Source organism: Maridesulfovibrio bastinii DSM 16055, assembly GCF_000429985.1.
GTDB classification, from domain to species: Bacteria; Desulfobacterota; Desulfovibrionia; order Desulfovibrionales; family Desulfovibrionaceae; genus Maridesulfovibrio; species Maridesulfovibrio bastinii.
Window position 1 is genome coordinate 177,117 of sequence record NZ_AUCX01000007.1, and the last position, 23,938, is coordinate 201,054.

Genomic DNA, 23,938 nt, shown 5'->3' on the forward strand with positions numbered 1-23,938 from the left:
ATGTCTATAATGCGGTTTATCAGGCCTGATTTCTGGAATGCTGATCATGAATCCACAGGCCCTTACAAGAATCTCTTTGATTACCAGCGAATCTGGCGTCTTAGTTTTGCGGTTCTTGTGGTGGTATCCATAGTGCCACTGGTAATGATGGCATTTGTGGATTTTAATGTCACCCGCGGGTCGGTTGAATCTGACAGTCTCTTAAAGACTGAGAGACTTACTTCCAATGCCCGGCGTTCCATTGCTTATTTTTTGAATGAAAGAGAATCCGCCCTGAAGTTTATTGTCAAGGAAAACAGCTTTCAGGGGCTTATGGAATCCGGACGTCTGGAAAAAATTCTTGCCAGCCTTAAAGATAGTTTCGGAGGATTCGTCGATCTCGGAGTTATTGATAAGGATGGCAAACAATTGGCCTATGTCGGCCCTTATGAGTTGGAAGGCAAGGAATATAAAGGTCAGGCCTGGTTCAGGCAGACTGAAAAAAAAGGTACTTATATAAGCGGTGCTTTTTTGGGTTTTCGTGATGTTCCCCACTTTTTTATTGCGGTAAAATGTTCCGGAGAGGATGGCTGTTTTTATATTTTAAGGGCAACTCTTGATACAAGCCAGTTCAATGGAATACTCGCTTCAATGGATATTTCCGGTGGTGGGGATGCTTTTCTGGCCGATACTGAGGGAATTATACAGACTCCGTCATCGTGGAATGGCAATATTTTTGAAAAAGTACGTTTTCCCCTGCCGGAAGAGTCGTATAATACCAAAGTCAGCCAGATTAAATATAATGGCAAAGATCAGGCTCTTGTCGGCTATGCCTATATTGAAGGGACCCCCTTCGTTCTTCTTGTTGTAAAACCCCTTTCAATGCTTATGGCTTCATGGGAGAAAACAAGAGATACTATTTTCTGGGCAACATTTATGAGTGCGGCCCTTATTGTTGTAGTTATCTGGATTGTTTCTTCTTATATGGTTGAAAGGATATATATAGCTGATCTGACCAGATCAAAGACATTGCAGAAGATGGAGCACCATAACCGCATGGCTTCCATCGGCCGGCTTGCTGCCGGAGTGGCCCACGAAATAAATAACCCTCTCGCCATTATAAATGAGAAAGCCGGGTTGCTTAAAGATCTCTTCACATTCAGCAAAGAATATGAGGCTGATGATAAACTCATAGGCCTTATTGATTCTGTTTTACGCTCTGTTGAGCGTTGCGGAAAAATAACCAAACGCCTGCTGGGATTTGCCCGCCAGACTGATTTTAAAATAGAGCCTCTCAAACCGGGAGAAGTTATTGATATTGTTTTGAGCTTTTTGAACAAGGAAGCACAATACCGGAGTATAAATATCAATGTCACTGTTGCTGACGGTGTTAGTTCCATTGAAACGGATAAAGGCAAACTGGAACAGATTCTTCTGAATCTTATCAGCAACGCTTTTCAGGCCATGAGGGACGGCGGTAATCTTCAGATAGGCGTAGCTCCTGAAAATGAAGATGAAGTTGTTTTTTCAGTCAGTGATGATGGCTGCGGAATACCCGAGGCTGATTTGAAAAGAATTTTTGAACCGTTCTTTTCTACAAAGAAAAATACCGGTGGAACGGGGCTTGGGCTTTCTATTACTTACGGGCTGGTCAGGGATCTTGGCGGTAGAATGAATGTTGATAGTGAAATGGGCAGAGGGACAACTTTCAGGTTTGCTCTTCCTGTGAAACACCCTGAGCTGGGAAAGGATTAATATGAAAATTTTACTTGTTGATGATGAAGTTGAACTTGTATCAGCCCTGTCGCAGCGGCTTGGGTTCAGAGGGTATGAGGCTGACTGGGCCGCCTCAGGTGATGAAGCTTTGCAGAAAGTGAAGGAAAATGAATATGACCTTGCGATACTGGATATGAAAATGCCCAGATACAGCGGTCTTGAACTTCGTAAAATGATATCTGAGCTCAGGCCGGGTATGAGGTTTATTTTTCTTTCAGGACATGGCTCCGAACAGGATTATCTTGAGGGATCATCCAAGGCTGAATGTTATCTGATTAAACCTGTCAGTATTGAGCAGCTCATTGAAAAGATTGAAGCTGTTTCTTGCTAGCAGACTATGAAAAACAAGGCGGCAGTATGATTACTGATGACAAATCCAGAAAAGAACTTAAATTCTTTGGTACAGTAAGTGCTTCTGTTTCACATGATCTGAAAAATGTTTTTGCTATAATAAATGAAGATGCCGGGCTTCTGGAAGATCTGGTTTTACTGGCTGGAAAAGGGGTGGATCTTGATCCGGCAAAATTATCCGCCGTGGCTTCCAAAATCCAGAAACAGATTCAGCGTGGTGACCGGATTGTAAAAAATATGAATGTGTTTGCTCACAGTGTTGACGAGAATATCTGCAATATCGATGTTGGGAGCACACTGGAATTAGTATACACTCTTATGAAAAGAAAACTTTCAACGAAAGTTGTTGAAGTTGAGTTTCTCGCAGATGAAAAGGTTACAGTAACAACTGATTATTTTCTTTTTGAAATGATTGCCGGGCATGTACTAAAAACCGCAATTAATTGTGCCGCAACCGGAAAGATTACCGTTAGAACCGGGAAAGATGGTGATGCTGCTTTTGTGGAAATTGCACAGATTATTGCTGATTCTGATTACTATGATGAAAATATATTGGTTGAGATGATAAAAGCAGTGGATGGTGAACTGCTATTTGACAAAAGTTCAGGAGTGTTGAAAATCTCCCTACCCGGGTCGTTATCAATTTAAACCAATTAACTTTATTTATAATGGAGGGAATCATGGCCGAAAAAGTGCTGCTTGTTGATGACGAAAAAGATTTCGTAGAAGGTCTTGCAGAGCGTATGAAATTAAGAGGGATGAATGTTAATTTTTGCGTCAACCCGCAGGAAGCTCTCAATAAAGTAGAAGAAGAATCTTACGACGCCATAATTTTAGACCTTCAGATGCCCGGGGTGGACGGTATTGAAGTTCTTAAACATATCAAGAAAAGCAGACCGGAGATTCAGGTAATTCTCCTGAGCGGTCATGCCACTGTAGAACGCGGTATAGAAGCAATGAAACTGGGTGCTATGGATTTTATTGAAAAGCCGGCCGATATTAATATTCTCACTGATAAAATTAAAAAAGCACAGGCCCGCAAGATGATTCTTGTTGAAGAAAAGACCAAAGAAAAGGTTGAAAGCATTATAAGCCATCGCGGGTGGTAGCTGTTACTCTCCATTATTGATTTTATGTCCGTGCCGTCTTGCGGCACGGACTTGTTTATGTACACTGTTTATTTGACTGCAATTTTTCTTAAGCACATCTTTATTTCGCAAGTCACAGCCTGTCTCAATTTTTTCATATCGATTTTATATTTCCAGTTTAAAAATATTTATTCTAAGCATCAGCATAGCAAATGTATTGCTATACTTATTTTTTAAATACTTCTGGTGCATTAGGTTCAATATAAGGCAATGTGCGGTCAGCACTTTTTTCAAAATTATATCAGCATTGACTAAGGGAGAGGGGATGAGGATATTGAATTATAAAAAACAGCTATACATGGGTATGGCTGTAGTTATTGCAGCTGCTGTAGTAGCCTGCATAGTATTATTAATTTTTCTTCCTGATTTATCAGGATGGAATGAAATCTTGATAATAGGGGTAACTCTGGCTGTAGCTGTTGTTTCCATTATAGCAACAATTGCAGTCTCATCAAATATAGGGCTCGGAATGGACGAGCTGTGTGAAGTTTTTGAAAAGGCTTCAGCCGGAATTGATACCGGTAAAGAAATTAATAAAGCTGAAGTTCCTTTTATAAAGGCTCTTGCAACATTGATTGAAAATTCAACACGCAACAGGGATCTTTGCGAGGGAATTTTAAAAGGTCTGCCTACGCCTTATCTTCTTGTAGATACAGAAGAAAAAACTCTGTATACCAATCGTGAAACACTCAATATGCTGGAAATTGACGGATCTGTGGAATCCCAGCTGGGCAAAACTCTGGCACATCTGTTCTATAATGATCCGGGTAGAGTCACTGCCGTTGGCAAGGCCATGCACAACGGGGATGTTTTTAGAAATCTTGAAGTAACAATACAGGGGCATAAGGGTGGAACACGACACGTTCTTGCAAATGTCTATTCCCTTAATGACCGTAACGGGAAGAGTATCGGCGGATTCTGTCTTTATATTGATATGACGGCCCTTAAGGAAAAAGAGGAAGAACTGGCTCTTAGAAATGAGATGGTCATAAAAGGAGCAGATGAGGCTGATATGATTTCAGATCAACTGGCCTCTGCTGCTGAAGAGCTTTCTGCTCAGGTTGAGCAGTCCAGCTCCTCAAGTAAAGAAAGTCTGATACTTACTTCCTCTGTGGCAACAAGTGTTGAGCAGATGAACTGTACAATACTGGAAGTGGCTAGAAAGGCTTCAGATACCGCTAACCTTTCCAGTGAAGCCCGGAAGACTGCTATAGATGGTGAAAGTGTCGTTTCAGAAATTGTTGATAGGATTAGCAGGCTTGAGAATCAGGCCGGCAATCTCTATAAAAATATGCTGAAGTTGAATGACGAGGCTGAATCCATAGAAAATATCATGAACGTGATTACTGACATCGCAGACCAGACCAATCTGCTTGCCCTCAATGCGGCAATCGAAGCTGCAAGAGCTGGTGAAGCAGGGCGTGGATTTGCTGTTGTAGCCGACGAAGTTCGCAAACTTGCTGAAAAAACCATGGACGCTACAGGCCAGGTTGAAAATAATATCAAGATAATTCAGCAGAGCACCAAGGCGAATGCTGCTGAAACAGAAGCAACAGTCAAGGATGTCAGTGAAGCTGTTGTGGTAGCTGAAAAGGCTGGAGAATCTCTCAAGAAAATTGTTGAAATATCCAACCGTACCTCGGATGAGATAAGTTCTATTGCGGCCGCTTCGGAAGAGCAGTCCGCAGCCAGTGAAGAAATAGCCAGTTCATCCAGCCAGATAAGTACTGCTGCTGAGCAGACCAATGAAGCCATGGCGGAGTCCGCTTTTGCTATCAGAGAACTTTCAAAGCTGGCTTCCGAACTGCGTCAGTTGATAAGAAATCTTAGAGATTAAGAAATAATAAAATTGAATCTGTTTCAGCCGGAACAGCACATTTATAAGTGCTGTTCCGGCTTTTCTATTTGTAGTAAGGTAGTAGTACAAGCTTGTTAGTATTGACTATTATTATTGTATAATTATTAAAAGGAGAGGCCGTATGAAGCATAAAAAGAAAATATTTATTCTCTCCATGTTTCTATTGGTGATTATGTTTATTGCATTTTGCAGATCAGAACCGGAACAAAAAATCAGGAGAAATGCAAAAATGATTGAACAGGTTGATAATTATGAGATTGCAACCCTCGCAGGGGGATGTTTCTGGTGTCTTGAGTCTGATTTTGAAAAGGTGCCGGGAGTAATAAAAGTCGTTTCAGGCTATTGTGGTGGTGATTATGATGATCCTCAATACGAAGAAGTTTCCAAGGGAATAACCGGACACCGGGAGGCGGTTCAGGTCTATTATGACCCAGCGGTGATAAGTTATTCAGATATTCTTGGATATTATTGGAAAATCTTCAATCCTACAGATGCGGGAGGATCATTTAATGATCGTGGAGAGCAATACACATCTGCTATTTTTTACCAGAATGAAGAGCAGAAGGAGATTGCCGAGAAAACTCGTGAGGAGATTGCCACTTCCGGGGTCTTTGATAAGCCTGTTGTCACTCCGATAATTCCCTTGAATAAATTCTGGAGGGCAGAGGAGTATCATCAGGATTATTATTTAAAACATCCGACTCGCTATAAGTTTTATAGAACCCTGTCCGGGAGGAATGGATTTATAGAGCAGCATTGGGGAGACATCCATGCTGGTTCTGAAAAAATAGATCAGGGGGATAGTCATCAGGATGTAGATAATAAGAATTCTGAAGAGTCAGAGACCGCTGAACCACTTACAGAACTCCAGCATTCCGTGATACGTGAAAATGGTACAGAACCTCCGTTTAATAATGAATATTGGAATGAGAAACGTAAGGGAATATATGTTGATAGGGTTTCCGGTGATGTACTCTTCAGCTCTGAAGAAAAATATGATTCAGGCACCGGGTGGCCGAGTTTTTATAAGTCTGTTGAGCCGGACAATCTTATAGAAAAGACTGACAGATCTTTGTTTACAACAAGAACAGAAGTGAGAGGCAAAACAGCAGATTCACATCTTGGTCATGTCTTTGAGGACGGTCCCGAACCAACCGGACTTAGATATTGCATGAACTCTGCGGCTCTGCGCTTTATCCCCTTAAATGAAATGGAAGAGCAGGGTTATGGAAGGTTTCTCAATCTTTTTAACAGCAGCAGGAAGGCTGATGCCAATTAACTTGAAATGCTAAAAATATATATACTGAAAAATGAAAGCCCGGACAAAACGTCCGGGCTTTCTGCTTATTATATTCTTTGTCGTGTATGATTTTAATCTACACCATGACTGTTAAGGAACTCACTGTATCTGGTATCGACCTTAAGGATATGCTCAATGAGCCATTCCTTGAGGAATCTGATAATTTCGTTTGAAACGGTAGCCTTTCCAGCTTTTAAGTCCTGATCAAATTTTGTAATTGTATCAACAAACATGCGGTGGGCCTTTTTATGGCTTTCCGTTTCAGGGTATCCGTATTTATTGAATAATTTTTCTTCATAGCCGAAATGGTATTTAGTATATTCAACAAGTTTTTCAGTAATGCCGGACATTACCGTATCGGCTTTTCTGTTTTTCATGCTGTTGTAGAGTTCATTGATATATTTGAATAATGTCTGGTGATGTTCATCAAGAACTCTGACATTCACAGCAAAATCCTGTGTCCATTCCACTATTTTACCAGATTTTATATCTACAAACTGTCCGCTGGCAATTCCCTGAATTATTGTATCAAGCTCTTCCACGCTGCTTGAAATCTCGCCAAGAGCCTTGGCGGATTCTTCCATTCCGTCAGCAGTTTCAGAGGCAACTCCGGTCACCTCACTAAGAGCCCTGTTGATTTGTTCAGATGCTGCGGATTGCTCTTCACTGGCTGTTGCAATGGAGGCAACCTGACTGGCTGTGTCTTCTACAAAGCCGACAATTTCTTCCATGAATTTTCCTGATTCCGCGGCAGATTTTGTGCTTTCCACAATGCCGTCTGCGGCAGCTTCAACCGCAGTGATATTTTCACGCGCGTTATCCTGAATAGTTGAGACAGCCGTTCCAACTTCTTTTGTGGCATCCATGGTTTTTTCTGCGAGCTTTCTAACTTCATCAGCAACAACTGCAAATCCTCTACCGGCATCACCGGCTCTGGCAGCTTCAATTGCGGCATTAAGCGCAAGCAGGTTTGTCTGATCGGCAATATCGGTAATCACATTCATAATCTGGCCAATATTGTCAGCCTGTTCACCAAGCTTACTCATGGTTTCTTTCAGATTCAGGATGGTCTGTTTTATCTGCTCAATAGAAATTACGGCCCGTTGAACGCCTTCTGCTCCAACTTGAGCGTTATACTTTGATTTTTCAGCACTTTCCGCTGCATTGGATGCGCTTCTGGCAACTTCATAAACAGTGTTGTTCATCTGCTCCATGGCCGTTGCTGTTTCAGTAAGTCTGTCGCGCTGAATTCCTACTCCACCATTGACATGGTGGACCTGCTGACTGAGTTCTCCGATACTGCTGAAAACATGCTCTGAAATCTCTTTGGCATTAGCGGCAGCTTCGTTCATTGCACCCATGATGGATTTTATTTCTTCACTTGCCTTGTTTGCTTCTTCAAGAGCCTCTTCTGCTTTCAAGGCATTGTCGGAAGCCAGCTTCTCTTTGGCTTCAACTTCGCGCATATTGGCGACAATATGCGAAGTCATGGTTGTGATGGAATTTTTAAGATTCAGCAGCTCGTGAATAAATTTACCTTCGATGTGGGCGGCAAAGTCTCCTTCAGCCACTTTGCCGGTATAGAATCTGATAGCTCTCAGCGGTTTGATAATATTTACCACTACGGCATAGGTCAGGAAAATTAATGTAAATATTATTATCGCTGTAAAAATACTTAAAGTCGTTGCCAGACAGGAAATGTATGAATGGCTTTCTTCCTTAATAATTTTTTCAGTTTTGTTAAGCTCGGCTGTGAGCCTGTTTCCGGCCTCGGCCATGCTTTCAACGCTGATATTTTTATCACCGCCGAGAATTCTGTTCAGCTTTTCGGAAAAGTCATTCCAGAGTGAATCAACTTTAGAAATGCTGCGGATTGCTTTCTCCGGCAGATCAGGGACCTCAAAGGATGGACCGTTTAAATTCAATGTCTCCGGAGCTGTTCCTGAATTTTTGAACGCTTTAAGGGTTTTATTGAATATTGCTTCAGATTTTCTGGCATGGTCTATAGCCTCAGCTGAATCAGTCAGGACAAAAAGAAAAGCATCCTTTCCCATCTGCTGAACAAGTGTTGTCTGTCTTCCGGCCAGTCTGAGAGCTGTCTGTTCAGTCTGTAGAAATGACAATTCAGTAATAGCTACAACAGACATGCTTATAACTAATAACAGTATCAGAATAAATGATCCTGTCAGTCTGGATTTTAAGTTCATGATATCTCCTTATTTCAGTAAACAGTAATTAATATTATTATTGATTTTAGGTTGTCAACATAATAATATTGTCCTGACAGGCATCTTGCTGAAATATTAATGAATTAATTCTGCCGCCCTTAAAATAATACTTCTCATCCAAATATTGGCCGAGTCAGAGTCGTTTCTTGAATGCCATGACTGGTATATATCAAACTCCGGTCCGCCGATAGGTATGGATAAATATTTTATGGGCATTATTTTAGAGAAATGCAAGGCAAGTTTTTCTGCCACGGCCCCGACAAGATCAGAATCACATACAAGGTGAGGAATGGTCAGCTCCTGCTGAACGATCATTTTTATTCTGTGTACCAGACCTTTTTTATGCAGTAATTCTTCCAGAAACCCCTGACCTGATTCTGAAAGCGAAAACGCGAGAAAGTCAAGCTTTGATAAGTCATCTTCACACAAAGTATTCTTTATCAGCGGATGGTTTTCTCTGAATATACATGTTTCTTTATCGGAAAAAAGATACTGACTTTTTATTGCCGGTCCGTAATTACGTGGTGTTCCCAGAAAAATATCCAGCTTACCTTCTCTTAACATGAGGAGACGCTGTTCATGCGTAGGCGGAGAGGTATGAATGCATACTCCCGGAGCTTCTTTGCTAACAATTTTAATAATTTCAGGTAGAAGTACTGTACAGAGATAGTCACTCATGCCCAGTCTGAAACTGCGTGTGGATTTTTCCGGAACAAATTTACCTCTGTCATCAATTGATAATGTGATTTTAAGTAGAGCCGGGGAAATGGATTCCTGCAAAGCGGAGCATAACGGGGTCGGCTCCATTTTATTTCCCTGCCGCAAAAAAAGTTTATCCTGAAAATAGTCACGTAGTTTTGCCAGCGAATGGCTTATTGCCGATTGAGTGATGTTAAGGCGTTCTCCAGCCAGAGTCAGGCTTTTTTCACTGTATATTGCGTCAAGAACAATGAGAAGATTCAGATCCAGATTATAAAGATTAGTTTTACTCATATTTAAAATGAACAGCTTTCAGTGGTCACAGGCTGCCATGATGTCTATAGATTTTTTGTGGAATATTCCTTCATTCGAAAATTTATATCAATATTACAAAGGAAACAAAAGATGTTCGTTTTATATGGATCAATAGCTGTGTGGGTTGCTTCTTCCGTTATTTATCATCTAGCACAGAAGACGCTCTCTTCAGAGAATTCATTTTTTGGTATACTGGCAGCCACCTATGCCGTGGCACTGCTTATAAGCCTTGCGGGGCTTTATCTTCAGACAGGCAAAATAGAGCTTGATGGAGTAATCTCACTAAAAAACTGGCCGATAGCTGTCCTTGGCGTGGCTATTGTGGGAATTGAAATAGGTGTGCTCATGACTTACCACGCAGGAGCTAGTATCAGTACTCTACCACTGCTTTCAAATGGTATGGTCATGGCCTGTCTTGTCCCTATAGGAGTGATATTTTTCAGGGAACAAATAAATATGTATTCTATAGTCGGTATGCTTATGATCATCGGCGGAGTCTGGGTTGTGAGTTCTTCCCAATCCGTGTGACCCTTTTTGGGGAAAAAATCTCAGTATTACAATAGAAAAAGCTGAAACAGAATTTTCTGTTTCAGCTTTTTCTATTAATATTTATTAGTGTCCAGATAAGAATCTACAATACTCAGAGCCTCACTCATATCTGCTCTGCCGAATCCTATTCTGAATCCTTCATACCCTCTTCCGGCAGCATTGCTGTAATAAACGCTGGGCGGCAGCAAAAGAACTCCGGTTTTTTTCAGCAGTTCCGCAGTAAAAGTCTCAGTTCCCTCCGGGCCGAGATAACATGGAAATGCCGTGCAGCCTCCGTCAGGTTGTTGCCAATTAAAAAGAGTGCTGTGCTTTTTAAAGAAGGAGTTCAGAACACTCAGGTTCTTGTCTAAAAGTGTGCGAAGCCGTTCAGTTATGGCATTCCGGCTTTTAAGTGCTGCCATGGCAATAAATTCTGATGGAGCTGAGTTACAGATGGAGAGAAAGTGTTTTACCCTTTCCATCTTTTGCAGCAGAGTGGTATCCTGACAGGCAATCCATCCCATGCGCAGCCCCGGCAGACCGTATGCTTTGGAAAGAACGTTTAAAGATAAACCTTTTTCATATATGTCTGCCATTTGAGGAAGTCTTTTTTCCTGTGAATGTTCAAGCAGTCGGTAGACTTCGTCACTGAAAATATAAATCCCTTTTTTTCTGGCCATTTCAACCAGTTTTTTCTGAGTGGACTGAGGAATTATTTTACCTGTCGGGTTGTGCGGAAAATTGATTACAAGCAGTTTTGTATTATCACGGATGGCAGCTTCAACCTTCTCCAGATCAAGGTTCCAGTTATCATGTGGATCAAGTGAAACCGCGCTGACACTGCATATTGAGCCGGGGATAGTTTCAAGAGATTGATAGTTGGGAGTGATCACCACCACATGATCATCAGGCTCAAGGAGGGCGTTCATAGCGCAGAATATCCCTTCTTCCGCACCACAGAAGCACAGAATGTTATCCGCTGTTCCTTTGTCGTAGAGTTTGCTGATTTCTGTTCTTAATTCCGGATTACCGAAAGTTTCTGTATATCCAAGTTTCAGGTCCAGCAAAGCTTCAGGGTCAGTTCCTGAATTTTGCAATAATTCTCTGATACTCATAGATTCGGCATCCGAAGCGCATAAGTGGTAACGGGCCTTGAATTCCCACTTTGAGAAAAATGTTTCCAGTTTGAAGTTATCAAGTTTTTCCACTTTATTTAGCCTCCGCTTTGTTCAAGTAATTATATATAGTTGCTCTTGTTACGTTTATTGAATCAGCCAGATGTGTAATTGAATTCTTGGCTTCAAGCAGTCCCTGTGACTTTAATTGCAGGCATAGTTCACAGCGCTCTGCTTTAGTGAGGTGTTTTATCTTTTTATTTCTTTCAGTGAGATAGCGGCCAATGTGCAGATTCATTTGCTCCCGCCAGTCATAGGCGAAAAGTTCTTCCGGCTGTTCATCACTGCGCGGGCAGGCCATAAAGGAGGACAATATTTTTCTGGCCGTTTCAAGCTCACCTATTTCCACGTTAACGCAGAAAAGTCCTCTGGGCTTGCCTGTTTCATCTGCAAGCACAGCAGAAACACTTCGCTGTGGTGATCCGTCCGGACCTGATTTAAAATAAGGTGGATAGCCACTTTTATTATTTATTTCTTTTTCCGTCATTCCCAGCAGAGATTCATCTCCGGGTTTTCTGCCTGAATAGTTTCCGCAGATAAAATAGATACTGTCTGAAGCCAGATCATGGATGACAACTTCACCATGTGGTTCCAACAGGGCGGAAACAGCTTTTGCAATCGGGACAAAAATTTTGAGGAAGTTATCTTTGTTATTCATTTTGTCAAAATATATAAATTTTACAAAATGTAAAATATAAACTTTAATTATCTTAAGTATAATTGCAAGCAATCATTTCATTGTCTTTCATTGTCACATACAATAAAAAAATAAATGTTGTTGAAAACAAATTCATCGATTAAGAAATATCGCGATTCTATATATCAATCCTTTTTATTTTTTGAAGAAAATGTGGAGCTTTGAATGTCCATCAGGCTGAAACTTATACTTTCCATGACCGCTATACTTGTTGGAACTTTTGTTTTTATAAGTGCTTACAACTATAAGGTCTCAAGCGAATCAGTGCGTAAAGATATACTGCAATCAGCATTGCCGCTTACACGTGATAATATATATTCGGAGCTTCAGGCGAGTCTTACGCGGCCTATCTTTGTTTCTTCATTAATGGCTAATGATACTTTTTTGAAAGACTGGTCCATGGATGGTGAGAATGGCATTAGTAAAATCAAACGTTATCTTGACGAAATAAGAGAAAAGTATGGTTTCTTCTCTTCATTTTTTGTTTCTGCTTCTACAAAAAATTATTACTATTATGATGGAATTCTGAAAAAAATAAGCAAAAAAGATTCCCATGATGTCTGGTATTACGACTTTATAAAAAAAGGTACAGATTATGACCTTATAGTTGATACTAATGAGGCCGAAGATAATATTCTGACAATTTTTATCAATCACAGAGTTGAAGACAGGGATGGTAACCTGATCGGTGTTACTGGCGTGGGACTTAAAGTTGATGCTGTTGCCACTCTGCTGAAAGAATTTTCTGAAAAATATGATAAGAATATCTATCTTATTTCTCCTGATGGAATTGTTCAGGCCCATTCAAATACTGAGATGGTGCATAAGCTTAAGTCAGTTAAAAGCATGCCCGGGATTTCAAAAATTTCAGCTAAAGTCCTTGCCATAAAGCGCACTGAGCCGGCTTCTTTTGAATATCAGAAAGATGAAGATACGATTCTGATGACAATCCGCTGGGTAAAAGAACTGGGATGGTTTCTTGTTGTTGAGCAAAGTGAGCAGAAATCAATGGAGGCAGCCAGAACTAATTTAATAAGAACAGTTGAAGCCGGTTTTCTGGTTACTATCGTAATTCTTATTATCTCAATAGTTACTGTTAACCATTATCAGAAAAAACTCGAAGTTCAGGCTAATACAGATGAATTGACCGGTGTTGCGAACCGCAGGGGATTTGAGCACAAATTTTTAGCTGAAACGACAATTGCTGAAAGGAGCAACAGTAATCTATCCTTGATTGTCCTTGATGTAGATAATTTTAAAAGGGTTAATGATATCTGTGGACATCTGGAAGGTGACCGTATCTTGAAGGAAATATCCTGCAAAATAAATTCATCTGTGAGAAGCAGTGATTTTTGTGCGAGATGGGGCGGCGATGAATTTATAGTCCTTGTCTCCGGTGATGTGGATCAGGCCGTTGAAGTTTCAAAACGTATCCATCGGGCTGTAAATTCCATCCCCAGCTGTGACAGCTATAGTGAAAAGATTCTTGGCAGTAAAAATGTGGGAGTCAGCTCCGGTGTTGCCATGTATAAAAGTGGCGATACCCTTGATTCCGTAATAATGAGAGCTGATAAAGCCATGTACAAAGCCAAAGAGAGTGGAAGGGGAAAAGTCTATTCCGAGTTGGATATCTAGATTGGTATAAAATTTTATATATAATTTAATTGTATTTTTTTAGTAAGGGCTTGATTCTGCCGGTCTTTTTGAATTTATGAAGTCTTGCATTGAAGTCTGCCACAAACTCTTTTGAAATTCTGTCTTTTGAGAATCCTATATATAATGGAATAGTCAGGAGCGGGTTCTTACAATAGCTGATTTTATCTGAAATTTTCATCTTTTTTAAAGTGGAAATGCCGACTTCTTTATAAGAGATTACTACGTCAAGTCTTCCACGCAACAGCTTCATGAAGTTCTGCTCCATGCTGGGAACACGCTCTACATAGAGATTGGGATGCTTATCGAAAAATTCCCCATAAGTATAACCCTCCATAACGCCTATTCTTTTACCTCCAAGTGATTCCGGGCCGGTGTATTTAAAGGTCCTCTGCCGGATATAAAATACAATTACCGGTGACTCTGAAAGACATTCATCAGGGTAGATCAGATACTTATCTCTTTTTGAATCTTTTGAAACGTCAAGCACTGCATCTGCTCTATCTTTTCTTACTGTCAGGAGGGCTCTTTTCCATGGAAGGTGCTGCAACTCAAAATCGCGGTTCATGTCTTTTAAAATTGCTTTCATTATCTCAAAATTCAGGCCTGCAGGTTCTCCGTTTTCAATGTAATTAAAAGGAGGAAAGGGGTCTGCAACTATAAGCAGCCTGTCCGCAGCTTTTGCCGGGGGAGAGGCTGATATGGTTAGGAAAAACGCTAACATCAGAATTTGTATTGCAAAGCTTAATTTTCCTGCGCAGCTCATTAAAAAATCCTTTAGTTGGCACTTAAATTTAAAATTTATTTAAACGTACGGGCTCTGCAGATTTGATCTGATTTCTTTTGAGATAGGTACGATGCCAGAACTATTGAGAAATATTTAGTCCGCTCACTGTCTCCGCGGGAGGGAACAACGATGGGGACGCTGCTGCCCACAACAACTCCTGCAACGCATATCCCGGCTATTGTTGTCAGTGATTTGTATAAAATATTGGCACTTTCAATGTCCTGAGCAACCAGCAGGTCGGCGTGTCCGGCAACAGGATCAGTTATCCCCTTGCAGGCGGCCGCAACAGGGGAGACCGCTAGATCCAGCTGAAGAGGTCCGGCTACAATCGCATCCCCGAATGCTCCTTCCGAGGCCATTTGAGACAGTATCTGCGCATCAAGAGTTGCTGGCATTGCAGGGTAGTTTACCTTTTCCGTTGCAGCCAGAACAGCGGCCTTCGGGCAGGTTATGCCAAGCTTTCTGGCAACATCCAGAGCGTTGCAGAGTATGTCCACCTTGCGCTGGAGATTCGGCTTTATGTTCACAGCAGCATCTGTAAGCAGCATAAGTCTGTCTGAGTTTGGTGCTTTAAAAACACTGACATGGCTTATAAGTCCTTGGGGCGGGACTCCTGTTTTTTTGTTAAGTATGGCTTTTAAAATTATGCTTGTGCTGATCAACCCTTTCATTATCAGGGCAACTTTTCCGCTTCTGTATAAATCTATTGCCTTTTGGACAGCCAGAGACGGTTCAGGTTCCTCATGGAATTCAAATTGAGAAATATCAAGATTATACTTTTGGGCAATTTCCATTGTTTTTGAATGATTGCCTACTAATACCGGCTCCGCGACATTATTTGCCTGAGCCTCAACGGCAGAGCGAAGAACAAATTCCTCTTCACAGGGGGCGATGGCAACTCTCGGTCTGAGCCCGCTCTCAAGGACAGTCGCTGCCAGATCTTCCAGCGATTTGAAACTCATGGTCTGTCCTGTTCGTCACCGCGTTTAAGGGCAATCATTCCGGTGCGGCACATTCCTTTAATTCCGAATGGTTCAAGCATCTGTATCAGTCCTTCCACCCGTTCCCTGTCGCCGCTTAGTTCAACTGTTATGGTGAGCTGTCCCATACCGACAACTCCGGCCCTGAAAACTTCAAAAATCTGCATCAACTGTGTTATGTTGTCTTTATTGCGGGCTACTTTGATGAGGACGAGTTCCCGGTCGACAAATTCTTTGCGCTCCATGTCATCAATCTGGATCACAAAGTCCATGCCGGTCATATCTTCGGTGATTTTTTCAATTTCTTCACTGCTGGCTTCGGCCCGGATAACCATTCGTGATATGTTCGGGTTTTCTGTCTCACCAGCGGAGATAGATTTGATATTTATCAGATATTTATCGAATTCAGCCGCCATTCTGTGCAGAACTCCGGGGCTGTTTTTTACAAGGGCTGAAATTGTATGCGTCAAGACCATTCTCCTTTAATTCGGGATTATGCCTTGAGTTTACACTTTAGGTCTGACTGAAACAAGTTAATTTAAAAAAAGCCTGAATTTACCGGTGCTAATATGGCGGGAAAGGTTTTGAGATCAGTTGGTTATAAGTCCCGGATGTCTGAATCCCTGATCCATCAGCTTAACAATTTTTTCTGCGTCATCAACATTTACCGGTTTGTCGAAGTAAAATCCCTGAACGTATTCGCAGCCCATGTCGCGCAGCAGCTCAAGCTGTTTACGGTTTTCAACACCTTCGGCAACAATATCCATACCCAGACTGTGGCCTAACGCATTAACAGCTTTAACTATCTCAAGGGCTTCGGTGTCTTCGACCATGCCGTCAACAAAGGAGCGATCAACTTTGAGTGTTGAAGCCGGGAATTTTTGCAGCTGGGAAAGTGAAGAATAGCCGGTTCCGAAATCGTCAACAGCAAGTCTTATTCCCATGAGCCTAATTTTTTCAAGGTTGGTTTCAGTTGTTAAATTGCTTTCCATAATAGCGGATTCAGTTATTTCAAGCTTTAACATCTCAGCAGGAAAACCAGTTTCTTCGAGAACTTCTTCAATAGCTTCAATCAGGTCCGGCTGAGACAGATGGCGCGGGGAAAGATTTACGTTAAGGAAAAGATTGGAGGATTTACTGTAACGCTCTAAAAGTAATGACATGAATTGACATGATTTTTTGAGCATGGTGCGGTCGAGATGAACGATAAGCCCGGTCTCTTCCGCAATTGGAATAATGCCTACCGGACCGACAAGACCTCTGTCAGGATGGTTCCAGCGCATCAATGCTTCAAAACCGGCAAGGGTGGCATTGGAAAGTTTGTAAACCGGCTGCAGGTATGGGATGAATTGCTCCCTTGGCAGTCCCTGCCGGATCTCATTTTCTATCAGCAGAGTTTTAAGAGCGTGCTCGTGCATAGCCTTGTTGAAGACCTTGAAGCGGTTTGTCCCCAGCTGCTTGGCCCGATACATACTTATATCCGCATCTCTCAGGATATGGTCCGGGTTTGTATATTCAGCTGTTTTAAAGACTATGCCTATGCTTGAACTTACAAAAACCTCATTTTCTTCTATCAGAATGGGGCGTCGTATTTCATTACGGATTTCTTTTATTATTCTTATGACCTGCTGCGGTGAGTTAAAGCCTTCAATTAAGATGGCAAATTCATCACTGCCCATTCTGGCGAGGGTATCAATTGAACGCAGACATTTTTTGATCCGCTGACCGGTTTTAACCAACAGTTCGTCACCGGCATGATGTCCCAGACTGTCGTTGATACGTTTAAACATATCAAGATCAAGCATGAGAACGGCAAAAGTATAGCTCTCGTCCTTATGGGTACGGTCCAGAGCAATCTCCAGCCGTTCCATGAATAAAGACCTGTTCGGAAGTCCTGTCAGTCCATCGTGCTGGGACTGGTGTGAAAGTTGTCTTTCAAATTCTTTTTCTGGTGAAATGTCAGTATATATAAAGAATGCACCGGATATTTCATTGCTGCACATAAACGGAAATCCAAGTATTGAGACCGGAATAGTCAATCCGTTTTTATCTTTGCGTAGGGCCTCATAATGAAGAGTTTCACCGTGCAGGACTTTTTCAAATTTATTTATGACCAGCGGCGGCTCTTCACAGGACAGGTTGCTACAAAGATGGCGCATTTCAGAGGTGCTGTATCCGAACAGATTTTGAAAACTGCGGTTTGTATCAAGGACCCCTCCATGGGTATCAAGCAAAACAATAGCCTGAGGTGACCTGTCAAAAAGCTGCATGAATCTGGATTTGTGATTATGCACATTCCTCTGGGCTACAATCTGCGGAGTGGCATCAAAAGCGAATCCTGATATGTAATCCGGTTCGCCATTGGAACCTTTTATTATGCGGGCATTTATAACAGCCCATTTTTCAAGTTCAAGACGGTTCCATGCTGAGGCGTGAAAGCCTGTAACAGAACCATTTTTACGCAGTTGCCTGACCAGTCTCAGGTACTCTGATTTTTTTATAAAGCAGTCTGCGGCAAAAGGGCGTTCCGCTATAAGCTGTTCTGCCGAGTCGTAGCCCATGAATGAAGCCATTGCAGGATTCACAACCTGTATTCTGCCGTCTCCTGCAACCTGAAAAACACATTCGATTGCGTTTTCAAATATGGAGCGGTAGCGTTCTTCACTTTTAAAAAGAGCCTCTTCGGTCTTTCTTCTCATTATGCTTGAAGCCGTCTGCTCGGATATTGCACTGAGCAGATCAATGTCATGTATATCATACCGGCAGTTCGTGTCGGCACTGTGCATAGCCATGACCCCGATGACTCTTCCTCCTGTCTTTAGAGGAACTCCGAGCCATAGTCCTGTTTCGGCTCCTGAGCCATTGTCCTTCTGTTCATGACTATCATTGGGATCATTGATCAGAAGAGGGCGGCCCGAGGAAAGAACCTGTTCACATAATTGCAGATAGTTTACGGTATTTGTTTTTGCGGACAGTGGTTGCAGGTTTTCATCAGCAAGGTAGTTGAATTCCGGTTTATCAGAATCATTATTTTTAAGGGCAACCATAAAAACTGTCGAAAAAATATATTCGGTTATTGTAAGGTGCAGAAAAGTGAAAAAATCAGTCAGAGACTCTTCGTTATTCAATTCTGAGGCAATGCGGTAAAGGAGCACATTAATATTTTCACTCTGCTTTCCGGGAGTTATATCCCTTACAGTTTCAAATGCTCCGAGAAGGTTGCCTGAATTATCACAGATAGGGGAGGCTTGAACGAGTAAATGGTGTAGTCTTTTATTACGAAGATTTGTTGTTTTTGTTTCAGCTTCCAGCGATTGGCCGTGTCTTCTTATTGAAGAATAAACAAGTTCTCCACTTACGTCACAATCTCTGATGAGGTCTATGAGATCAGGTTTTCTTTGTTTATAAAGGATGAAACCAGCTTCAAAGTTTCCGGCTCCGACAACCTGCTCTTCCGGTACTCCGGTAAGATCCTCCATGGCCTGATTCCAGGCTGTAATATAGCCCTCAAGATCAATGGCGTATGCCGGATCAGGTAGATGCTTAACGAAGTAAGCTGGAGAGATGTCTTTCTCTGTGATCATTGAAGGACGTTTGTTTTCATTTGGTTCGGATATGGAGGACCCTGTTGCCCTGTCTTGTACCTGTTGAAGCTTCGCATGCATAGCACAGAGATAACTAGGATATGTAAAGACCTTTTGCAAGAATCTTTATGTGGTTGTAAAAGTATTGTTATATCAAATAGATATTTTGATATTTTCAACAATATTATTTATGAGTGTTTATGCTTTCAATCGTTACCAGAGGTTCTCCGGCTTTGTTCCTGACTCCATATATAAGCCAGTAGTCACCTTGAGGTACTTTCATTTCCCAAATATGATTTTCAGTGTTGTATCCTCCTGAAATTGAGTTTTCGACTATTTTAAATAAAACACCTGATACAACTTTTGAGAGCGTAAAATCTTTGAAATATTCAGGGTAACGGTCATTCTTATTCATTTGAGAAACATCAAAAGTAATTTTAGGCCATTGCCCATAGTAAAAAGAGCTTTTTTCGGTTGCATTAAATTGTCCTAACAGCTCAGGATGGTCAGGATACATCGGCTTCCATTTTTTACCGTTATAAAATTCTATCCAGTTCTGTTCTGCTAGATCACGAGCCGGAATACCAAAGCTCCTTAAGGCTGCAACAGCAAAAAGCCTTTTTTCAGAATCTTCTGAATAACAACCACTGTTAATTATTCCAACAGGTGTCAGAGCACAGCCAAGCGGACCTCTGGGAATTTTTTCAAGCAGGGAACATCTGGTGTTTATTGCGGCAGGAGTTCTGTTTTCGGGTTTAATGCTGTGTCTGAGGATTTCACGCCAGTGTGAAGGCTGTTCATATTTTATCCGGGGATTTAAAACGTATTTAAGAAAAATTTCATCACTGTAAGTTATGCCGGAAGCCGAAGCCTCTTTGCGTGCCTGTATTGCTGAAAGTAAATTTTTAAGCAGTTGCTCTGCCGTATAGGAACACAGGTCTGCCGTAGCCATCTCATCAAGCATTTTATAATAAAGACTGAGGTCTTCAGGCGGGCAGCTTGTCGCCGCGTATAAAATTTCCGGAAGGTTGAGGCCAGCTCTGGCAAGAGTGTCGGCATGTGCTTTGTTAAATTGTAGGGCGGATTTTTTTATGGCCTCAAATTTTTTATTTCTGATGCCTCTAATTTTATTAAGCTCGGTTTTTCCAATTCCTTTCGTCTTTTTGCCGGAATTTTTGGTGGATTGCAGGTCCGCATAGTTGAATCCGAGCAAATGCTGCCCGGATATGGAATCATGCGAGTTCAGTTTTAAATTTACCGCTGCTCTGCATTTTTGTTTTCCCGGTATCCATGTTGAAAATTTAAAGGCTGATTTTCCTTTCAGTGAAGTTGAAATCAGCACTGATCCCGGTCCTAGCTTTATCTCCGTCTTTCCGTTGCTATCGGTTTTAAGTGCAAGAACACCTGCAAAAGAGCCGTAATTGTAAACAGAAATATATACCGGCCCGGATACAGGTTTATTGTCTTCATCAACCACGGTTATGCGCATCGGGCTTACCGGAGCATATTTCGCTGTAGTATTGAGAACAGTGCAACCGAAAGTCTTTTTTATGACTGGGAATACAGGATATTTCAGATCACCGTAAGCGTAGGACATAATCAGCGGAGCTTTGCGGACCGATTCGCTGAACCATGCCTGATCAAGACCGAAGGTTGGATTTGCGGATTCAAGATAATGCCATCCTGTCCCGGTTAATACTTCTGTCCATGTGTGGTTGTCATTGGTGTGCTGCCATGCGGGAACCATGGCTTGCCGCGCTGGAATTCCTGCCGAACGGAGCGCACAGACCAGCAGTATCACCGCTTCTTCACATCTGCCTACACCTCTGTTTATGGTCATAGACGGGCTTTGATCCCACCTCTGGGTGGACTTGAAATCCGTTTTTTCAAAACACCAGCGGTTTATTTTTAAAATGGCCTGATTAATATCTTTGCAGCTGGCCACAAGCGGCATAATTTCTTTGAAAAAAGGTCTGCGCCAGTTGCATGCTTTTTCCTGTGAAACACGGTGCGGTAGCACATAATGGAGAAAGTCTGACCATGATACATCCTTACCCCAAGGCATGGTCCGTCTTGCAAGTAAGGCAAAGTTAATATTATCTATGAGCGTTTCAGCTTTAATTGAGGATCTGTCACCCGGGGGCAGGTTGGCAATGAGAAACTTGGCGCACTGCATCTTTTCCGGATACCCTTTGCAGGTATCCAGAACCTTTTGCAGTTCTTTGCTGTTGCTGCCGGATGTCTCAAGAACAAAATCAATGGAGCTGTTCTCCGGTGACCAGCCCTTAAAGTTATATTTATGCTGCCCTCCTGCGCATCCGCAATTCAGGAGGGCAACCGCTAAAATAAGCGGAATAAGAATCAGAGCTGATTTTTTTCCTTTTAGCAGAATCTGCATCTGAAATTCTCTGCATAAATACGGCAGTCCAGATATTTTCCAAGTGCGGAAACAGCCCTGTCACAAGACCTGAATACAGCAACTCCCTTGTCTTCAAGACGTTGAACAAGTTCGTCATAAAGTCTTCCTGCATCCACAACTGCAATTACCGGTTTTGGACAATCTGCAACAAACTCAGGCATGAGATTGGCAATACTTTCAGGAGAATCAATGGAATCATTTTCCCTTATACCTGCCGGGAGAGACTGCACGGCTGGTGAAATCGCATCAAGGCTCAGTACAATGCCATCTACATCAGGATCAGCCGCAGCAATTGAAGCCATTTCCACATGCATGCGGTCGTTTGAAGCAGGATTGATATCGAGCGGGTTTTTAGCTGTTACAAGAGAATCGAGGCGGGCTTTTTTCAGCAGATCATTCATGCGTTCAAGGGTGGATTCACTGAATTCAGCCATACGCATTGTAAAGTCATCACCCTGAATGTTGTCAGCCATGCCCACAGCTTCAAAACCGGCTCCGCTGATTGCCGCAAAGCTGTTGCCGTATGTTTTTTTACCGTGAAAAAGGTTGGCCAGAAGGTAGAGGTCCATAAACTGGGTGAAGTTATCGGCAACCATTGCCCCGGCCTGCTTTACACATGATTCGCAGACCATGTAATCCCCGGCTACGGATGCGGTATGTCCGGATGTTGCTCCGCGTCCTTCAGGTGTTCTGCCGGCCTTATAAAAGACAACTTCTTTTCCGGCTATAACCGCTTTGCGCACAGCTCTGCAAAAGGCCAGACCATCCATATCATTAAAGCCTTCCATATATACGGCAATGACATCCAGATCATCCTGTTTGCAGCACCATTCCATAAAATCTCCGGCAGTAAGATCTGTCTGGTTGCCTATTGAAATCATATAGGCAGGATCAATCTGGGACATTTTACTTACTCTGGTCACAAGGAAAGCGCCGCTCTGACTGATAAAAGCCGATCTTTTACCAAGTGTGGAGCTGCCCTTTTTGCCCAGCTTTTCGGGAGGTATGAAAATTGTGTCGTATCTGCCTGATCTTGAGCGTATGCCGAGGCAATTGGCTCCCACAAAAACCGGACCACCGTCTTCATCAAGATGCGCTTCGTTGATACGTTTTTTTAGTTTTGCGGCCAGTTCTTCGCTCTCGCGGGTTTCTCCAATTCCTCCGGGAATCAGCATTACTGAATTCGCCCGTTTATTATCAATCAGATCATTGGCCAGTTCAGGAACCTGTCCTGCAGATATTGCGACTATGAAAAGGTCGACAGCTTTTTTAAGAGATGCTGTATCCGGGATGCATCTGACCCCGTCGATCATATCCGCACCTTTTTTGATCAGGGTAACTTTTTCTTTTGGAAATCCTTTGCCGAGAACATTGTTGAGAATAATTCTGCCGAAATTCATGCGGGTGGCAGATGCTCCGATAATGGCAATTGATTCCGGTTGCAGAAGGCGGCTGATTTTATTGAAAGGTCTGCTGTTGGGAATTTCACGGACTCTTGAAAAGCGGCAGATACCATCCAGTGGAACCATCTGATAATCAGTAAAAGCAAAGGGGTTCACTTCAAGTTCATCAAGAATGAATTCAGATTTACTGCCTGCAGGGGAAAAATAATTCCCCATCATAATAAATGAATTGAAACATTCGATGAGCTGATCATCGGAGATTATCCGCTGCTGTCCTCTGGTTGCACCGGATAGTTTTTCATAGGCAATTGTTTTTTTAAACAGTCTGAAAAAGTCTTTTCCGTTAGTGAGTTCAGTGGAGGCGGAGACAACGGCCAGTCCTTTGCGGAATCTTTTAGCGTAGAGTTCAGTGTCTGTTCCTCCAAGACCTGCGGTTATGACCATTCCGAATTCCCGGGTGCATCTGAGGCTGACCAGCAGTTCATTACCGAAGGCATTGGAATCAGGCGGCATGAATTCACACAGCAGAACTCCTTTTATATCTGTTGAAATAGCATCTTTAAGTGATTGCCCGTTAAGCCCTTTGTATTTATCAGGGCAGTGCAGAGCCCCGGATTCTATCAGTGAGTAATAATTTTCAGGAACTTCATCCATCATTCTCCGCCATGTGGAGCGAATTTTTCCGGGCTGCTTTTCGACAATACGAACTCCGCCAAGCTCTGTTTTATGGAATATTGTCGGCGAAACAATTTTAAGGACAGCTTTTTCACCGGGCAGGGCGCACAATTCTTCATTTGAAGGCCTGCTTCCTTTGATTATGAAAGAAGAGCGTGGAACGGATTCAGCCCCGGAGTCTGAGAGCAGGGTGTAGGTTTCATATTCGTACAGAAAATTTCTGCCATCGGCTTCAGCCTGTTTCAGGCTTTCAGATATTTTTTCATAATCAATAGAAAATTCCATTTTTATAAACTCCGGGAACTGACAGGGGTAAAATTGTTATTTTATAGCTGTCTGTAAATATAGAGGATGTTTTGGTTAAAATCACTATTAAATATGTG

At 42.2% G+C, this 23,938-nt stretch carries 18 protein-coding genes; 8 read left to right on the forward strand and 10 right to left on the reverse strand.

Going from position 1 to position 23,938, the window contains the following annotated elements:
- The 6 genes from G496_RS0102950 to msrB all read left to right on the forward strand — a co-directional run bounded on the left by G496_RS0102950 (position 1) and on the right by msrB (position 6,391).
- Complete coding sequence (locus tag G496_RS0102950; protein ID WP_034632170.1) at positions 1–1,734, forward strand: sensor histidine kinase; 1,734 nt, start codon at positions 1–3, stop codon at positions 1,732–1,734.
- Position 1,735: 1 nt separating this feature from the next.
- Positions 1,736–2,086 carry a response regulator gene (locus tag G496_RS0102955; protein WP_027177960.1) on the forward strand — a complete coding sequence of 117 codons (351 nt, stop codon included), beginning with the start codon at positions 1,736–1,738 and terminating at the stop codon, positions 2,084–2,086.
- A gap of 26 nt (positions 2,087–2,112) precedes the next feature.
- On the forward strand, positions 2,113–2,754 hold the full coding sequence (locus G496_RS20365) for a sensor histidine kinase (protein WP_051294796.1): 642 nt from the start codon (positions 2,113–2,115) through the stop codon (positions 2,752–2,754).
- 32 nt (positions 2,755–2,786) lie between these two features.
- Positions 2,787–3,215 carry a response regulator gene (locus G496_RS0102965; RefSeq protein ID WP_027177961.1) on the forward strand — a complete coding sequence of 143 codons (429 nt, stop codon included), beginning with the start codon at positions 2,787–2,789 and terminating at the stop codon, positions 3,213–3,215.
- Positions 3,216–3,519: 304 nt separating this feature from the next.
- Positions 3,520–5,091: a methyl-accepting chemotaxis protein gene (locus G496_RS0102970; RefSeq protein WP_034632174.1), complete on the forward strand. Its 1,572-nt coding sequence runs from the start codon at positions 3,520–3,522 to the stop codon at positions 5,089–5,091.
- A gap of 142 nt (positions 5,092–5,233) precedes the next feature.
- The gene (gene msrB, locus G496_RS0102975; protein ID WP_027177963.1) at positions 5,234–6,391 is read left to right on the forward strand and encodes a peptide-methionine (R)-S-oxide reductase MsrB; all 1,158 of its coding nucleotides are present in this window, start codon (positions 5,234–5,236) and stop codon (positions 6,389–6,391) included.
- A 92-nt stretch (positions 6,392–6,483) separates the two neighbouring features.
- Here the strand turns inward: msrB and G496_RS0102980 are convergent, their stop codons facing one another.
- On the reverse strand, positions 6,484–8,619 hold the full coding sequence (locus tag G496_RS0102980; RefSeq protein ID WP_027177964.1) for a bacteriohemerythrin: 2,136 nt from the start codon (positions 8,617–8,619) through the stop codon (positions 6,484–6,486).
- 96 nt (positions 8,620–8,715) lie between these two features.
- Positions 8,716–9,633 carry a LysR family transcriptional regulator gene (locus G496_RS0102985; RefSeq protein ID WP_027177965.1) on the reverse strand — a complete coding sequence of 306 codons (918 nt, stop codon included), beginning with the start codon at positions 9,631–9,633 and terminating at the stop codon, positions 8,716–8,718.
- 111 nt (positions 9,634–9,744) lie between these two features.
- Here G496_RS0102985 and G496_RS0102990 point away from each other — a divergent pair, with 111 nt between their 5' ends.
- Positions 9,745–10,182, forward strand: a complete 438-nt coding sequence (locus tag G496_RS0102990; protein WP_027177966.1) for a hypothetical protein — start codon at positions 9,745–9,747, stop codon at positions 10,180–10,182.
- A gap of 74 nt (positions 10,183–10,256) precedes the next feature.
- On the opposite strand, the gene G496_RS0102995 is transcribed toward G496_RS0102990, so the two are convergent.
- Both G496_RS0102995 and G496_RS0103000 read right to left on the reverse strand, forming a co-directional pair.
- Positions 10,257–11,390: an aminotransferase class I/II-fold pyridoxal phosphate-dependent enzyme gene (locus G496_RS0102995; protein WP_027177967.1), complete on the reverse strand. Its 1,134-nt coding sequence runs from the start codon at positions 11,388–11,390 to the stop codon at positions 10,257–10,259.
- A gap of 1 nt (position 11,391) precedes the next feature.
- Entirely contained in the window at positions 11,392–12,015 is a 624-nt protein-coding gene (locus G496_RS0103000) for a helix-turn-helix transcriptional regulator (RefSeq protein WP_027177968.1), read from the reverse strand.
- A 204-nt stretch (positions 12,016–12,219) separates the two neighbouring features.
- On the opposite strand from G496_RS0103000, the gene G496_RS0103005 reads away from it, so the two are divergent.
- Entirely contained in the window at positions 12,220–13,689 is a 1,470-nt protein-coding gene (locus G496_RS0103005; protein WP_027177969.1) for a sensor domain-containing diguanylate cyclase, read from the forward strand.
- Between the two features lie 25 nt (positions 13,690–13,714).
- Here the strand turns inward: G496_RS0103005 and G496_RS18680 are convergent, their stop codons facing one another.
- The 6 genes from G496_RS18680 to G496_RS0103035 form a co-directional block, all read right to left on the reverse strand.
- Entirely contained in the window at positions 13,715–14,473 is a 759-nt protein-coding gene (locus G496_RS18680; protein WP_051294798.1) for a substrate-binding periplasmic protein, read from the reverse strand.
- 35 nt (positions 14,474–14,508) lie between these two features.
- Entirely contained in the window at positions 14,509–15,456 is a 948-nt protein-coding gene (locus tag G496_RS0103015; protein ID WP_027177970.1) for a phosphate acyltransferase, read from the reverse strand.
- Positions 15,453–15,944, reverse strand: a complete 492-nt coding sequence (gene ilvN, locus G496_RS0103020) for an acetolactate synthase small subunit (RefSeq protein WP_027177971.1) — start codon at positions 15,942–15,944, stop codon at positions 15,453–15,455. The genes G496_RS0103015 and ilvN overlap by 4 nt, the downstream gene beginning before the upstream one ends.
- Before the next feature lie 120 nt (positions 15,945–16,064).
- Positions 16,065–19,058, reverse strand: a complete 2,994-nt coding sequence (locus G496_RS0103025) for an EAL domain-containing protein (RefSeq protein ID WP_169725724.1) — start codon at positions 19,056–19,058, stop codon at positions 16,065–16,067.
- A 184-nt stretch (positions 19,059–19,242) separates the two neighbouring features.
- The gene (locus G496_RS0103030) at positions 19,243–21,456 is read right to left on the reverse strand and encodes a transglutaminase-like domain-containing protein (RefSeq protein ID WP_051294799.1); all 2,214 of its coding nucleotides are present in this window, start codon (positions 21,454–21,456) and stop codon (positions 19,243–19,245) included.
- Positions 21,441–23,840, reverse strand: coding sequence for an acetate--CoA ligase family protein (locus G496_RS0103035; RefSeq protein ID WP_027177974.1), 2,400 nt, complete (start codon positions 23,838–23,840; stop codon positions 21,441–21,443). The genes G496_RS0103030 and G496_RS0103035 overlap by 16 nt, the downstream gene beginning before the upstream one ends.
- Positions 23,841–23,938: the final 98 nt, after the last annotated feature.

Excerpts from the sequence above, each read along its gene's own strand:
- G496_RS0102950 (WP_034632170.1), top strand. The coding sequence starts at position 1 with ATGTCTATAATGCGGTTTATCAGGCCTGATTTCTGGAATGCTGATCAT.
- G496_RS0102955 (WP_027177960.1), top strand. The coding sequence starts at position 1,736 with ATGAAAATTTTACTTGTTGATGATGAAGTTGAACTTGTATCAGCCCTG.
- G496_RS20365 (WP_051294796.1), top strand. The coding sequence starts at position 2,113 with ATGATTACTGATGACAAATCCAGAAAAGAACTTAAATTCTTTGGTACA.
- G496_RS0102965 (WP_027177961.1), top strand. The coding sequence starts at position 2,787 with ATGGCCGAAAAAGTGCTGCTTGTTGATGACGAAAAAGATTTCGTAGAA.
- G496_RS0102970 (WP_034632174.1), top strand. The coding sequence starts at position 3,520 with ATGAGGATATTGAATTATAAAAAACAGCTATACATGGGTATGGCTGTA.
- msrB (WP_027177963.1), top strand. The coding sequence starts at position 5,234 with ATGAAGCATAAAAAGAAAATATTTATTCTCTCCATGTTTCTATTGGTG.
- G496_RS0102980 (WP_027177964.1), bottom strand. The coding sequence starts at position 8,619 with ATGAACTTAAAATCCAGACTGACAGGATCATTTATTCTGATACTGTTA.
- G496_RS0102985 (WP_027177965.1), bottom strand. The coding sequence starts at position 9,633 with ATGAGTAAAACTAATCTTTATAATCTGGATCTGAATCTTCTCATTGTT.
- G496_RS0102990 (WP_027177966.1), top strand. The coding sequence starts at position 9,745 with ATGTTCGTTTTATATGGATCAATAGCTGTGTGGGTTGCTTCTTCCGTT.
- G496_RS0103000 (WP_027177968.1), bottom strand. The coding sequence starts at position 12,015 with ATGAATAACAAAGATAACTTCCTCAAAATTTTTGTCCCGATTGCAAAA.
- G496_RS0103005 (WP_027177969.1), top strand. The coding sequence starts at position 12,220 with ATGTCCATCAGGCTGAAACTTATACTTTCCATGACCGCTATACTTGTT.
- G496_RS18680 (WP_051294798.1), bottom strand. The coding sequence starts at position 14,473 with ATGAGCTGCGCAGGAAAATTAAGCTTTGCAATACAAATTCTGATGTTA.
- G496_RS0103015 (WP_027177970.1), bottom strand. The coding sequence starts at position 15,456 with ATGAGTTTCAAATCGCTGGAAGATCTGGCAGCGACTGTCCTTGAGAGC.
- G496_RS0103025 (WP_169725724.1), bottom strand. The coding sequence starts at position 19,058 with ATGATCACAGAGAAAGACATCTCTCCAGCTTACTTCGTTAAGCATCTA.
- G496_RS0103030 (WP_051294799.1), bottom strand. The coding sequence starts at position 21,456 with ATGCAGATTCTGCTAAAAGGAAAAAAATCAGCTCTGATTCTTATTCCG.
- G496_RS0103035 (WP_027177974.1), bottom strand. The coding sequence starts at position 23,840 with ATGGAATTTTCTATTGATTATGAAAAAATATCTGAAAGCCTGAAACAG.